Source organism: Pseudomonas putida (assembly GCF_001976065.1).
In the GTDB taxonomy this organism is placed as follows: domain Bacteria; phylum Pseudomonadota; class Gammaproteobacteria; order Pseudomonadales; family Pseudomonadaceae; genus Aquipseudomonas; species Aquipseudomonas serbica.
This window is the reverse complement of record NZ_MNAH01000007.1, coordinates 1-13183: the sequence shown is the minus strand read 5'-3', so window position 1 is coordinate 13183 and position 13183 is coordinate 1. Positions and strand designations below refer to the sequence as shown.

At 63.1% G+C, this 13183-nt stretch carries 9 protein-coding genes; 4 read left to right on the top strand and 5 right to left on the bottom strand.

The window, feature by feature from the left end; all coding sequences use genetic code 11:
* Positions 1-22: 22 nt before the first annotated feature.
* A complete protein-coding gene (locus BKX96_RS21995; RefSeq protein ID WP_077185478.1) occupies positions 23-862 on the top strand; it encodes a DUF2242 domain-containing protein in 840 nt (279 codons plus the stop codon).
* 347 nt (positions 863-1209) lie between these two features.
* On the opposite strand, the gene BKX96_RS21990 is transcribed toward BKX96_RS21995, so the two are convergent.
* From BKX96_RS21990 to BKX96_RS21970, 5 genes are read right to left on the bottom strand one after another with little or no spacing between them, the layout of a single operon-like run.
* Positions 1210-2265: an AraC family transcriptional regulator gene (locus tag BKX96_RS21990; RefSeq protein WP_077185477.1), complete on the bottom strand. Its 1056-nt coding sequence runs from the start codon at positions 2263-2265 to the stop codon at positions 1210-1212.
* Between the two features lie 3 nt (positions 2266-2268).
* Positions 2269-3399, bottom strand: a complete 1131-nt coding sequence (locus BKX96_RS21985) for a carbon-nitrogen hydrolase family protein (protein ID WP_077185476.1) — start codon at positions 3397-3399, stop codon at positions 2269-2271.
* A 45-nt stretch (positions 3400-3444) separates the two neighbouring features.
* The gene (locus BKX96_RS21980) at positions 3445-4221 is read right to left on the bottom strand and encodes a TetR/AcrR family transcriptional regulator (RefSeq protein WP_316252131.1); all 777 of its coding nucleotides are present in this window, start codon (positions 4219-4221) and stop codon (positions 3445-3447) included.
* Positions 4152-5480, bottom strand: a complete 1329-nt coding sequence (locus BKX96_RS21975; protein WP_077185474.1) for a spinster family MFS transporter — start codon at positions 5478-5480, stop codon at positions 4152-4154. The genes BKX96_RS21980 and BKX96_RS21975 overlap by 70 nt, the downstream gene beginning before the upstream one ends.
* Complete coding sequence (locus BKX96_RS21970; protein WP_046818004.1) at positions 5477-6460, bottom strand: flavin reductase family protein; 984 nt, start codon at positions 6458-6460, stop codon at positions 5477-5479. Before BKX96_RS21970 ends, BKX96_RS21975 begins: the two co-directional genes overlap by 4 nt.
* Before the next feature lie 138 nt (positions 6461-6598).
* On the opposite strand from BKX96_RS21970, the gene BKX96_RS21960 reads away from it, so the two are divergent.
* From BKX96_RS21960 to BKX96_RS21950, 3 genes are all read left to right on the top strand, one after another.
* Positions 6599-8095, top strand: coding sequence for a coniferyl aldehyde dehydrogenase (locus tag BKX96_RS21960; protein WP_256721585.1), 1497 nt, complete (start codon positions 6599-6601; stop codon positions 8093-8095).
* Between the two features lie 54 nt (positions 8096-8149).
* The gene (locus tag BKX96_RS21955) at positions 8150-9802 is read left to right on the top strand and encodes a methyl-accepting chemotaxis protein (RefSeq protein WP_046818012.1); all 1653 of its coding nucleotides are present in this window, start codon (positions 8150-8152) and stop codon (positions 9800-9802) included.
* 160 nt (positions 9803-9962) lie between these two features.
* Positions 9963-11531, top strand: coding sequence for an amidase (locus tag BKX96_RS21950; RefSeq protein WP_077185472.1), 1569 nt, complete (start codon positions 9963-9965; stop codon positions 11529-11531).
* Positions 11532-13183: the final 1652 nt, after the last annotated feature.

Sequence of the window (13183 nt, the reverse complement as noted above, 5' to 3'; positions counted from 1 at the left end):
ACCGTTTCTCTCAGGATGTTCAATGTTTAAATCTATTCCCATGCGGGTTGTCGGGCTGGCCTTGGTGCTGGCCACTGCTGCCGGTTGTTCGTCGAAGAAAGCCGCCATCTACGAGCATGAGAACTTCGATGATTCCGGAACGTTTTCCCGCAACTATCCGGTGACCGATTCGGCTTCCTGTGAAGCGGCTCGTCGAGCCTTGCTGAGCCAGGGCTATATCATCACCAGCAGCGATCCGAAGCTGGTCAGTGGGCACAAGAGCTTCCAGCAGACCGGCGAAAACCACATGGAAATCAGTTTCAGCGTGGTCTGCACCGAAGACGGCACTACGGCGCACCATGCCACCGTGTTCGCCAACGCCCTGCAGGACAAGTACGCGCTGAAGAAAACCAACAACTCGGCCAGTCTCGGTGTTGGCGTGCTGGGCTCGGTATCGATGCCGATCGGCTCCTCGGACGACTCGATGGTCAAGGTCGCGAGCGAAACCGTTACATCGGCCAAGTTCTACGAGCGTTTCTTCGCCCTGGTCGAACTGTTCCTGCCCAAGGAAGTGAAAGCCGCGGCGCACATCCCCGACAAGCCGAAAACCGACCTGGGGGTGCCCGAGCCCAAGGCGGCGCCGGCACCGTTGACCCCGGAATCGTCGGCAGAGCCTGCCCCCGCACCAGAGGCAGCCAAGGCGGCCGAGGTTGCTCCAGCCGCTTCCGAGCCAGTGGCTCCGCCGCCTGAGGCCGCACCGATTAGCTCGACCCCAAGCACTGAGCCAGCGCCTTTCGCAGAAGCGATCACGCCCCCGGCCAACCCGAGCGACATGGCGCCACCTTCGGAACCGATCCCGGCGATGCCCATCTCGGGCCAGTGATGGCGCCACGGGGCCAGGCGATATCGCACCGGCCCCGTCACCGCGGAAAAACTTGATCCGCGTCAAACAGACCGCCGTCCTGCGGTCTGCAGCAAAAAAATCCTGTGATAAATTCCTTTCTGCCTGCTACGTTTTATCTGTAGGCGACGAACTGTCATGTCCGCGTCATTTTTCTTTCACGCGGGCACTTTAGGCTCAAGGCGCTGGTCATTTATTCAGACGTTTTTTCAATGAGCTGTGGGGGATTCGAAAATGGACGATTATCAAGAAGAACTGCTCGAGTATCAGGCGTTTGAACTGGACCCACTGGAACCGGCCGAAGACGCGACCGAGCTTTAGCTTGCAGCTTACAATTTGCTGCTTATGGCTGCCTCTCTGCGACTCCGGCGAAACTCGCCGGGTGTCTGCCCGGTCCAGCGCTTGAAGGCCCGTTGAAAGGCTTCGGCTGAGGCAAAACCCAACAGATAGGCGATTTCTCCAAACACCAGTTCCGTATCGCGAATGTAGGTCATGGCCAGATCGCGACGGGTGTCGTTGAGGATCGCGCGAAATTGCGTGCCTTCCTCGGCGAGCTTGCGGCGCAAGGTCCACACGGGCAGCTTTAGGCGTGCCGCCACTTCTTCCAGGTCGGGTTCCCGGCCACCACTGAGCAACGGCCCCAGCAACCGGGTGATGCGTTCACCCAGGCTGCGGGTGCGTGTCAGTTGCTCCAGCTCCCGCTCACACAACTTCAACAAGTGACGCCAGGTGCTGGGGCAATGCTCAGGGTTGCGCTGGGCAAGGCTGGTCAGGCTCAGGCGCAACTGATTGTGTTCGGCGCCAAATTGTATCGGGCAGTCGCCGAGCACGGCGTAGGCTGCGCGGTAACCGGGATCTTCGAACTCGATGTCGATGCGTTCGGCGCGCAACGGGGCGGGGCTGAGACTGGACAATTGGTGCAACCAGCCGCCGATGATCGAATCCACCACGAAACGGTTGTAACCGTTGTAGGGGCTGATGGAGTAGAAGCGCAGCCAGGCACCCTGAGCATCCTCGTGGAAACTCGATTGACCGCGATAGTTGGAGCCATACAAGGCTTCGAATCGAATCAGGCAGCGCGCTGCCTCCCGCACCGTCGGTGCCTGGGCGGCAGTGACGCCGGCCAGGCCGGCCTGACTCAGGCGGCTGAGCTGGCCCATCTGTAACCCGAGCGCCGGGTTGCCGGTCAACTGGATGGCTGCGTGGCCCAGGCGCATGTAGCGCGGGATGGAGAGACGAGCACCGGCTTCACCCAGTCGGGCGGCGTCAAGGCCGTATTGCTCGAGCAGTGGCAACGGGTCTGAGCCGTGGCTACGCACGGCGTCGGCCAGGCTGTGAACGAAGCCCACCGACAGATCTCCCAGGCGCATGGGCGTGGGTTTCATGGCCTACAGCCAAAGGTTCAGCAGGCGCGCACCGCGGGCCTTGCCATCGACGAAATGCTGACCGTTGCTGCTGAGAAAGCTCTGCCCGGCGCTGCCCTGATCCCAGAACTGTCCGCGCAGGAATACGCTCATGCCGGCGATGGCCCGGCTGGCGGGAACTTGGGTGCTCAGGTTCAGCCGCTGCCAAGCCTGGCCTTCGCTGACTTCCCCGGCCTTGAGGCTGGCGGAGCGGGGTATCGACGAGTCCTTGTAACCGCGCCACGGCTGGTCCCAGGTACCGCGGCCGGCAACAAACGCCGGAACGGCGACCAGCTGGACCTGTTGGGTATCGAGTTTGCGGTAGTTGTCCGGGTACCAACTGTCACTGCCGATCAGCACGCCCAGGCGCCCGGCCGGGGTGTCGACGACGTTGAGGGTGTGCTCGCCGTTGGCCTTGATCGCCTCCTGCTGTTCAAACACTGGATACATCTGGCGCTGGGGCTGGCCGATGGGCAGGCCATCGCGGCCGAACACCACGCTGCTGTTGAACAGCGGGCCACGGCCGATTTTCAGCGTGCCGTCGATGACGCTTGGTTCAGGCAGCACGATGGTGCCCGCCACCAGGGTGACATGGAATTCCTTGGCCAGCCCCCCGAACAACGCCTGGTAATCCTTGGCCATGGCCTTGGCTTTCATGCGCAGGTGCGCGTCGTCGACACGGCTCTCGCCCTCGGCGCCAATCAGCGCGCGGACGAACTTCAGGGGGTTGCTCACGGCCAGCCAGTTCATGGCTTCCTTGAAAGTGGTGGCCTGGTACAACTCGTCCTTTTCGCCGCTGACCATCAACCAGGTGCCCACATGCTCCGGCAAGACGACGATGGTTTTTTCATTCAGCAGCCCTTGGTCCCGGGCTTTCTGCAGGTAGGCGGCGAGCTTGCGGTGCAAGCGCCCGGGGCTTTGGTAGTCGGTGGGGAACAGCTCGGGCTGGATACCCAGCAAATTGCCGCGGTCCGCGGGCGTGCCCTGATCGACGGCGACATCGATCCGCAGATCGGAAAGGTAAAGCCCCGTCGGGCGATCCGCGGCCCACATTGCGTAGGTCGTAAGGGCGGCGATCAGCGCCATGGAGAACGTCAGGTACAAAAGTTTGCGCATGGGGGAACAGTCAGTAGCCCTCTACAGGCTTGTCATCGGTTTGCGTCAAGGATAAAGCGAATCAGGCGGTGGGTGGGGAAAATTGACAGCGCGCTGCGTAATTGGCCGCGTCGCAGGTGCCTTGGCCTGCAGGTGGTTGGCGATAATGCATGTCACGATGTCTGTCAGTGTTTCTGTCAGCTGTGATGCGCTGGTCTGGAGGCTGTACCACTGTGACTGGCCAAACAGCATGGCAATGACCGCACTGGTGGTCGGGCACATGTCGCCACTGAGGGCGCCTTTCTCGCCGTAGCGGTCAGTAATGATGGCGTTCAAAAGCGCGGCGTAGCGATTTTTCAGCTGGACAACCTGCTGCTTCTGTTCTTCGTTCAGATTGGTGAATTCACGGGTGACCAGGGTCAGTTTGTATTTTTCATCGGCGTTGAAAGCGACGAAGGCCTGGATGAACAGGCGAAGACGTCCGCGTGGGTTGCGTGCGCCTTTCAATCGTCGCTGCGTGTCCAGCAGCAGGTCCGACAAGGCCGACTCGATGAGCTCAAACAGCAGGGCCTGCTTGTTTTCGATGTGGTGATAGAGCGATCCGGCATGCAGCCCCAGGTAGCTCGCCAGGTCTCGCAAGCCGATGGCCTGGTAGCCATGCGTGGCGAAGAGTTCGAGCGCCGCGTCGAGCAGTCGATCGCGGGCGCTGTGTACTGGATTGGCTGATGCGCTGTTGCTTGGCATGGGAGGTCCCGTCGACTGGAAAAATAGATCTATCCCGCGTGGCGATAATCTGTCCTGCGCGCATGGTGCGCCGTGCGCATCAGCAGCAGCACCGCGCAAATCACCGGCAGATTCACCAGCAGCAATGCATAGCGCAATGACTCCTGGCCAAACAGCGGTAGCAACATGTCACTGCACAAGCCGGTCAACAATGGGCCGACACCAATCCCGAGCAGCGTGCTGACGATAGTTTGCAGCGCCATGGCGGTACCGCGTCTTCCCGCAGGCACCAGTTGCGTGACGAGGTTGTAGGAGGGCGCGACCCACCATACGGCGAAGAAGGAATAGAGCGCACACCAGAGCATGGCGCTCGGGATCGGCACATCGCCGAGTCGCATCAGCAGGGCGTCGGACCACAGCAGGTAGGGGACCAGCGCGCAAGTCGCCGCCAGGTGTCCGACGATGGGAATGGACACCTGCCAATGCGGATTGCGGCGGCACAGGCGATCACTCAACCAGCCACTGAACAAGCCACCGATCCCGGCCGAGGTCCCGCAGATCACCCCCGCCAGCAAGCCGGCGTGTTGCAGTGACAAGCCGTGGGAGCGCACCAGGAAACTGGTGTTCCACATGGCAATGGCATAGGAGCTGAGCGTGGTCAGGCCGCCCGCGAGGATCAGGCACCGGTAGGCCGGCAGCGCCCAGAGCTTGCGGGCTTCGGCGCCCATGCCAAGCAGCGCAGGCGGTGTGTGGGAGTGGGGCGTGAGGTCCCAGCGTCCGCGTTGCGGCTCGCGCACGAAAAAGGCCAGCAGGGTGCAAAACACCAGGGCCGGCAAACCCAGCGCGATGAACGCACTGCGCCAGCCATACTGCTCGACCACCCAGGCGCCGATACTCAAGCCGATGATTGAGGAAAAGGTCGGCGCCGCGGTAAAACAACTGATGGCGAATGAGCGTCGTTGGGGTGGATACAGGTCAGCGATCAGCGACAGCGAGGCCGAAGTGGTCGGTGATTCGCTGATGGCCACCAGCATTCGTGCAATGGCCAGCGCCAGGAAACTGCCCGCCAGCCCGCACGCCATGGTGGCCACGGCCCAGAGCAGGCAAGACATCGCCAGCAGGCGGATACGCGGCATGCGATCCACCAGTCGCCCGGCGGGCAGGCCCATGAGGGCATAGACGGCCGCGAACGCCAGGCCCGAGATCAAGCCGATGGCCGTGTCGCTGACACCGAATTCGGCCTTGATCGGTTCGACCATGACCGCGAGTATCTGGCGCCCGACGAAGTTATCGGCAAACACCATGGCCAGCAGCAATAGCAGGCCATGGCTGCCCCAGCCGACCGTGGCCGCCGGCAACGCACCCGCGCGAGCGGTCATCGCGGAGCCCACAGGTCGGGCAAGCCCGGGTCGCTCACGTGAATCAGACGCTTGAGCAACACCTTCAAGGCTTGTGCATCGGCAGCGCCGAGCTTGGCCGACAGGTCTTCTTCCACGGCCTTGGCCAGCGCCAGTTGATGCAATGAAACTTCGCGACCTTGAGCCGTGAGGACAAATCGTGGTGCTTGTGCCGGACCCTCGAAGGCCACCAGGCGCTGGCGTTCGAGAAAACGCATGCTGGCCAGCGTCACTTCGCGGCCGGTGTAGGTGACGAAGGTGTTGATTTCCTCGAGTGTCATGTTGTCCCGAATACACAGGATCGACAACACGAAGAACGTCTGTTCGTCCAGCTGCTGGCTGTTCAGCAGTTGGCGCAGGGCATTGAGTGCCTGGTAATGGCCACGCCCCAGCAGGTAGCCGAGCAAGTCCTCGGTGTAGCTGCACTCGGGTGGCGGCGGCGTGGTGGCCAGGCGCAGCTCGCTACGGGGTTTGCGCGTGGCCAGGGCATATTGGCCGCTCTGGAACGCCAGCGGTGCGCGGTCGCTGTGATCGAAGGCGAGGACTTCGCCGACGAAAATCACATGGTCGCCGCCTTCGTACTGGAACGCGGTGCGGCACTGGAAGCGCGCCGTGCAATCCTGCAGCAGCGGTGCCTCGCTGATGCCATTGTCCAGTTCGATCTCGGCGAACTTGTCCTCGCCCTGGGTGGCGAAACGCCCTGACAGGGTCTCCTGCTCCGTGGACAGTACGTGCACGTTCCAGTGCTTGCCACTGCTGAACACCGGCAGGCTGCGCGCTTGCTTGGACAGGCTCCAGAGCACCAGCGGCGGGTTGAGCGACACCGAGTTGAAGCTGTTGGCGGTGATGCCCACGGGCGAGCCGTCTTCGGTCTGGGTGGTGATGATCGTCACCCCGGTAGTGAACGTGCCGAGTGCGGCGCGGAATGCCTGGGGATCGAAGCTGATATTTTGCGTTGCCATGACTGGCCTCATGGGGTGGAGGTTTTCGTATGGCCAGTATTGGGCGTTTGCAGGCCTTGAACATCGTCTCAACGGACTAACGCTAATGCACGGCCTCGTCCGATTGGACGAGGCGGCACGGGCGTTCGCGAGGCTAGGGTGGCGCCAGGCGCATCGGGCGCTCACCGGCCATCGAGCCAACCTGCAAAGGGGATAACAATGAGTTCAGCCACGTCTTCGGTCCGCGACCTTTCCAGCCTGCTGGCACGCCAGAAAGAAGCCTTTGCCGGTGCCGGCGGAGTCAGCGCCGACACCCGTCGCCAGCGCCTGCAGCAAGTGATCGACCTGTTGGTCGACAACCATGAAGCATTGACCACGGCGATCGACCAGGACTTTGGCGGACGGCCTGCCGGCTTTTCCCTGATGAATGACGTGCTCGGCGCCCTGGCTTCGCTCAAATATGCCCGCGACCATCTGCAAGGGTGGATGCAGGACGAACCGCGCGAGATGTTTGCCCCCTATGACCAGCTTGGCGCCAGGGCCTGGGTCATGCACCAGCCCAAAGGTACGGTAGGCATCCTGGGCACCTGGAACGCGCCGCTGTACACGTTGTTCAGCCCCCTGGCCTCTGCGCTCGCGGCGGGCAACCGGGCCATCCTCAAACCGTCGGAAGTGGTGCCGCGCACCGCTGAATGTGTAGCGCGCCTGTGCGCCGAACACCTCGACCCGCTGGTGGTGGCGGTGGTCAATGGCGGCCCGGAGCTGGGCGAGGCGTTCAGCAGCCAGCCTTTTGATCACCTGGTATTCACCGGCAGCACGGCGATTGGCCGGCGGGTGATGGGCAATGCCGCGAAGAACCTGGTGCCGGTGACCCTGGAGCTGGGCGGCAAATCGCCAGTGATCGTCTCGTCCAGCGCTGACCTGAACAAGGCCGCCTTCAGCATCGCCGTAGGCAAGGCCGGCAATGGCGGGCAGATTTGTATCACCCCGGACCTTGTGTATGTTCCAAAGGCCCGTCTCGAATCCTTCCTCGATGCGCTGCGCAGTGCCTATCGTGACCTCAACCCGACGGTGGCCGGCAACCCGGATGTGGTGGCAGTGGTCAACCAACGCCATCTTGAGCGGGTCGAGGGCCTGGTCGAGGACGCGCAATTGCGCGGTGCGCGCATCGAGTGCCTGCCCGAACCCCAGGCCGTGGATGCCCAGGACCGTCGTCGTCCGTTGCGGGTGGTGGTCGATCCGGCGCCGGACAGCCTGATCATGCACGAGGAAATCTTCGGTCCGGCCATGGTCGTGCTGGGCTATGACGACCTTGATCAGGTCATCGCGCAGATCAACGCGGGGCCACGTCCGCTGGCGCTTTACTACTTCGGCGAGGATGCGCAGGAGCAGCGTCATGTACTGGAGCACACGCTGTCCGGCGGGGTCACCCTCAACGATGTGATGATGCATGCCGCCCTGCACGATGCGCCGTTCGGTGGTATCGGGGCCTCGGGCATGGGCCATTACCATGGCCGCGAAGGCTTTCTCGAATTCAGTCACCTGCGCACGGTGTTCAAGGCCTCGGCCCACGACCCGCGCCGTGAATGGGGCCTGTTGCCACCTTATGGCGAGCACTATCTGGCGGCGATGCTGGCCGGGGTCACTCGCGACTAAATCCAGCGTGGGGTGCCTCGCGCCCCATCCGCTGCATGAGACAGGCCATTGATCATGTTCAAGGCAATTACTATCGCCCAACGCCTCTGGCTCTGGGCGCTGTTGGCCACTTTGTTGTTTGCCCTGGCGGTGCTGTTGGGCGCTTATGGTCTGCAGCAGGCGCGCGACAGCCTGCGGGCCATCAACGAGGACAACTTGGCGACTTTGCTGATGTTTGGTGACATCGAACATCGCCTCGGTGAAAGTCGTCGCCAGGTTTTGCTGGCGATCCAGCAAGACCCGGAAGGCCCGCTGGTGGCGGCGTTCGACCGTCCGGTGGAAGCCACCCTGAGTGCCATCGAAAGTAACAATGTGGCACTGGCGCAGATCTGGGCGAGCTATCGTCAACGCTCATTGAGGGGGGAAGAGCAGCAGGCGGCTGATGCGTTCGAGCGGCATTACCAGGCGTGGCAGGACGAGCTGGGTATTCTTCTGGAATCCTTTCGCGTCGGCGATTTTCGCCTGCCGGGCATCTTGTCCTTTCTGCGCATGGCTGAGCCTCAGGGCGATGCCGCCGTGGCTGAGCTGAGCAAGCTGCAGGCACTGCAGAAGGTTCGCGCAGCGCAGGCCTACGAATCGGCGCAGTATCGCTATCGCTCGACGTTGCTGGCTTACCTGGCGCTGGCGGTGGTGGGCGGGCTGGTGGGCAGCCTGACTGCGTTTTCCACTCTGCGCCGGCTCAAGCGTGCCTTCGCCCAGGCCGGTGCCTGCGTGCGGGCCATCGCCAGTGGCGATCTGGCGCAGCCAATCGAGATCAAGGGCGGCGACGAATTCGCGCTGATGCTGCGTGACATTGCGTTGATGCGTGACGGTTTGCACGGGCTCATTTCGCAAATGCGCGGACTGGTGCAGCGGGTCAGCCGCGAAGCGGCGCACATGGCCGAATCGGCGGAGTCGGCTTCCACGGCCACCCAACAGCAGGCGGACGCGGTGCGCGGGATTTCCCGGGCGGTGGAGGACCTGTCGGGGTCGATCAGCGAAGTGGAAAATCATGTCGGCGTGTCCCGCGACATCACCCAGCATTCGGCGCGGCGCTCGGGCAAGAGCGAGGAATTTATTCGCGACATGGCCCAGGAGATGAACCGCATCAGCGATGTGATCAGCGACACTGCCGTGCATATCCGCCAGCTTGAAGGATTCTCCGGAGAGATCAGTCATGTGCTCAAGGTGATCCGCAGCATTGCCGAGCAGACCAACCTGCTGGCGCTGAACGCCGCCATCGAGGCTGCGCGGGCAGGGGAGGCGGGACGTGGGTTCGCCGTGGTCGCCGACGAGGTTCGCCTGTTGGCCCAGCGCACCGCCAGCTCGATTGGCGAAATCGACCTCACCGTGCAACGCATCCAGGAAGGCACGCTGGCGGTGGTCGACGGCATGGGGCGGGTGGTCAGCCGGGTGCGTGACGGCGTCAACCTGGCCCATGAGGCCGGCGATTCGATGGCGCAGATTCGCAGCGGCACCGATGATGTGATCCGCAGTGTGGACACCATCGCTACGGTGATCACCGAACAGGTGCGGGTTACACGGGAAATGGTCATCAGGGTCGAGAGCGTTTCCAGCGGTACCGGTGCGCTGTCGGCCAATGCCGGGCGCAGCGCGGTGGCCGCCGCGGACCTGGAGCAACTGGCGCGGGCTCTGGATCAGTTGTCGGCACGTTTCAATGTTGCTTGAAAAGACACCGCATTCACTGTGGGAGCGAGCCTGCTCGCGATGAGGTCACCACAATCAACATCAATGTTGACTGATCCATCGCTTTCGCGAGCAGGCTCGCTCCCACAGGGCGTAAGACCTGAACACTTTAAAAACCCACAAACAGGGCGCGATCACTACCATGGATAACCACGAAAACGCACCACTCAACTCCACCACCGGCTGGCCGCGCCGCAGCGTGCTCAAGGCCGGTGCCGTGGCGGTCGGCGTCGGGCTTCTGGGGCGTTTTGCCGACGCTCGCGCGGCGGGACTGTCGGCCAGCGACTATCAGGCCATGGACGCCTGGGCCATGAGCCAGGCGATCCGCAGCGGCGAACTGAGTGCCGAGGACCTGTTGGCGGCGGCGCTGGCCCGCTACAACGAGGTCAACCCCAGGGTCAATGCGGTGAACATGCTGCATGAAACCTACGCGCGGACCTTGCTCACCCAGCGCCGCGCCGCCGGCACCTACAACCAGGGCACCCTGGCCGGTGTGCCGCTGCTGTTCAAGGACCTGAACACCACGCTACAAGGTACGATCACCAGTAACGGTAGCCGGATGTTCAAGGATTCACCGCCCGCTGCCCGCACCAGTACCCTGATCGCCCGCTACGAGCAGGCCGGTGCGGTGCCGTTCGGCAAGACCTCATCTCCCGAGTTCGGCCTGACCACCACCACCGAATCCCTGGCCTGGGGCCAGACTCGTAATCCGTGGAACCTGGCCATGAGCGCAGGCGGTTCTTCCGGTGGCTCGGCCGCTGCGGTGGCGGCGGGGATCGTTCCGGTGGCCCATGCCACGGATGGCGGCGGTTCGATCCGCATTCCCTCTTCGTACTGCGGCGTGGTCGGGCTCAAGCCGACGCGCTATCGCACCCCCAGTGGGCCACTGCATTTCGAAGGTTCTTTTGGCGCCAGCGCAGCCAATGTGGTGTCGCGCACGGTGCGCGATACCGCGCTGTTCCTCGATGCCGGCCAGGGTCATGAGGCGGGCAGTGCCTATTGGTGCCCACCGTTGATTCGGCCTTATGTGGAAGAGTTGCAACGTGATCCGGGCAAATTGCGCGTGGCCGTGGTACGCCAATCGCTGACCGGCGCCCCGTTGGACCCGGCGATTGCCGCCACGCTGGAACAGACCATCCAGCAACTGTTGGGCCTAGGGCATCAACTCGACGAATTGACGCTGGGCATCGATCCGCGCCAGTTGTTCGGTGCCCATGGCACTGCGCTCGGCATGGCGTTGCGTGTGCAGATCCGTGACCGCGAGCAGGTGCTGGGGCGGGCTGCCACGGTTGAGGATCTGGAGAAGATCACCTTGGTCAATCTCGAACGCTCGAAAGCGACCAGCGGCGAAGACCTCTACCGCGCGCGTCAAGCGTTCGAGAGTATTGGCGCGACGATGGAGCAGCACTTCGAACGTTACGACGTGATCCTGTCCCCGGTCACGAGCAGCCTGACCCCGAAGCTGGGTCTGTTGTCGCTTGACCAGCCCTGGGACAGCTACGCCCACCAGGCCATGGGCAGCGCCGGTTTCACCGTGATAGCCAACGTCAGCGGCCAGCCGGCCATCTCGCTACCCCTGGGCCAGAGCGACGACGGCCTGCCGGTGGGCATGATGTTCACCGCGCGCCTGGGCGGCGAAGACGTCCTGCTGCGCCTGGCCAGCCAGCTTGAGCAGGCTCACCCGTGGGCCGCCAGACGCGCCACGCTTTAACCCACCCCCGAACTTGGCGGTGTGTCAGGCGAGGGAGATGCTGGCTGTGTCGGCCTTATCGCTGGCAAGCCAGCGCCTACAGGTTTACTGGTCGCTGGCGGAATTTGCGTCTGGCCTAATCCTCTGTAGGAGCCGGCTTGCCGGCGAAGGCGGTGTGTCAGGCGATGGAGATGTTGGCTGTGCCGGCCTCATCGCTGGCAAGCCAGCTCCTACAGGTTGCCGGAATTTGCGCCTGGCCTAATCCACTGTAGGAGCCGGCTTGCCGGCAAAGGCGGTGGGTCAGGCGATGGAGATGTTGGCTGTGTCGGCCTCATCGCTGGCAAGCCAGCGCCTACAGGTTTACTGGGCGCTGGCGGAATTTGCGTCTGGCCTAATCCACTGTAGGAGCCGGCTTGCCGGCGAAGGCGGTGGGTCAGGCGATGGAGATGTTGGCGGTGCCGACCTCTTCGCTGGCAAGCCAGCTCCTACAGGTTTACTGGGCGCTGGCGGAATTTGCGTCTGGCCTAATCCTCTGTAGGAGCCGGCTTGCCGGCGAAGGMGGTGKGTCAGGCGATGGAGATGTTGGCTGTGCCGRCCTCATCGCTGGCAAGCCAGCTCCTACAGGTTGCCGGAATTTGCGTCTGGCCTAATCCTCTGTAGGAGCCGGCTTGCCGGCGAAGGCGGTGGGTCAGGCGATGGAGATGTTGGCTGTGCCGGCCTCATCGCTGGCAAGCCAGCGCCTACAGGTTTACTGGTCGCTGGCGGAATTTGCGTCTGGCCTAATCCTCTGTAGGAGCCGGCTTGCCGGCGAAGGCGGTGGGTCAGGCGATGGAGATGTTGGCTGTGCCGGCCTCATCGCTGGCAAGCCAGCTCCTACAGGTTGCCGGAATTTGCGYCTGGCCTAATCCWCTGTAGGAGCCGGCTTGCCGGCAAAGGCGGTGGGTCAGGCGATGGAGATGTTGGCTGTGTCGGCCTCATCGCTGGCAAGCCAGCGCCTACAGGTTTACTGGGCGCTGGCGGAATTTGCGTCTGGCCTAATCCACTGTAGGAGCCGGCTTGCCGGCGAAGGCGGTGGGTCAGGCGATGGAGATGTTGGCGGTGCCGACCTCTTCGCTGGCAAGCCAGCTCCTACAGGTTTACTGGGCGCTGGCGGAATTTGCGTCTGGCCTAATCCTCTGTAGGAGCCGGCTTGCCGGCGAAGGCGGTGGGTCAGGCGATGGAGATGTTGGCTGTGCCGGCCTCATCGCTGGCAAGCCAGCTCCTACAGGTTGCCGGAATTTGCGTCTGGCCTAATCCTCTGTAGGAGCCGGCTTGCCGGCGAAGGCGGTGGGTCAGGCGATGGAGATGTTGGCGGTGCCGACCTCTTCGCTGGCAAGCCAGCTCCTACAGGTTGCCGGAATTTGCGTCTGGCCTAATCCTCTGTAGGAGCCGGCTTGCCGGCGAAGGCGGTGTGTCAGGCGATGGAGATGTTGGCTGTGCCGRCCTCATCGCTGGCAAGCCAGCTCCTACAGGTTGCCGGAATTTGCGYCTGGCCTAATCCTCKGTAGGAACCGGCTTGCCGGCATAGGGCGGGGGTACTGCGTTGGAAATGTTGGCGGTGTCGGCCTCATGGCTGGCAAGCCAGCGGCTACCGGTTTACTGGGGGCTGGCGGCATTTTCGTCGGGCCTCATCC

Bases quoted from the DNA above. Each gene is read 5' to 3' on its own strand.
- BKX96_RS21985 (WP_077185476.1), bottom strand. From the start codon at position 3,399: ATGCGCAAACTTTTGTACCTGACGTTCTCCATGGCGCTGATCGCCGCC.
- BKX96_RS21950 (WP_077185472.1), top strand. From the start codon at position 9,963: ATGGATAACCACGAAAACGCACCACTCAACTCCACCACCGGCTGGCCG.
- BKX96_RS21970 (WP_046818004.1), bottom strand. From the start codon at position 6,460: ATGGCAACGCAAAATATCAGCTTCGATCCCCAGGCATTCCGCGCCGCA.
- BKX96_RS21955 (WP_046818012.1), top strand. From the start codon at position 8,150: ATGTTCAAGGCAATTACTATCGCCCAACGCCTCTGGCTCTGGGCGCTG.
- BKX96_RS21990 (WP_077185477.1), bottom strand. From the start codon at position 2,265: ATGAAACCCACGCCCATGCGCCTGGGAGATCTGTCGGTGGGCTTCGTT.
- BKX96_RS21995 (WP_077185478.1), top strand. From the start codon at position 23: ATGTTTAAATCTATTCCCATGCGGGTTGTCGGGCTGGCCTTGGTGCTG.
- BKX96_RS21975 (WP_077185474.1), bottom strand. From the start codon at position 5,480: ATGACCGCTCGCGCGGGTGCGTTGCCGGCGGCCACGGTCGGCTGGGGC.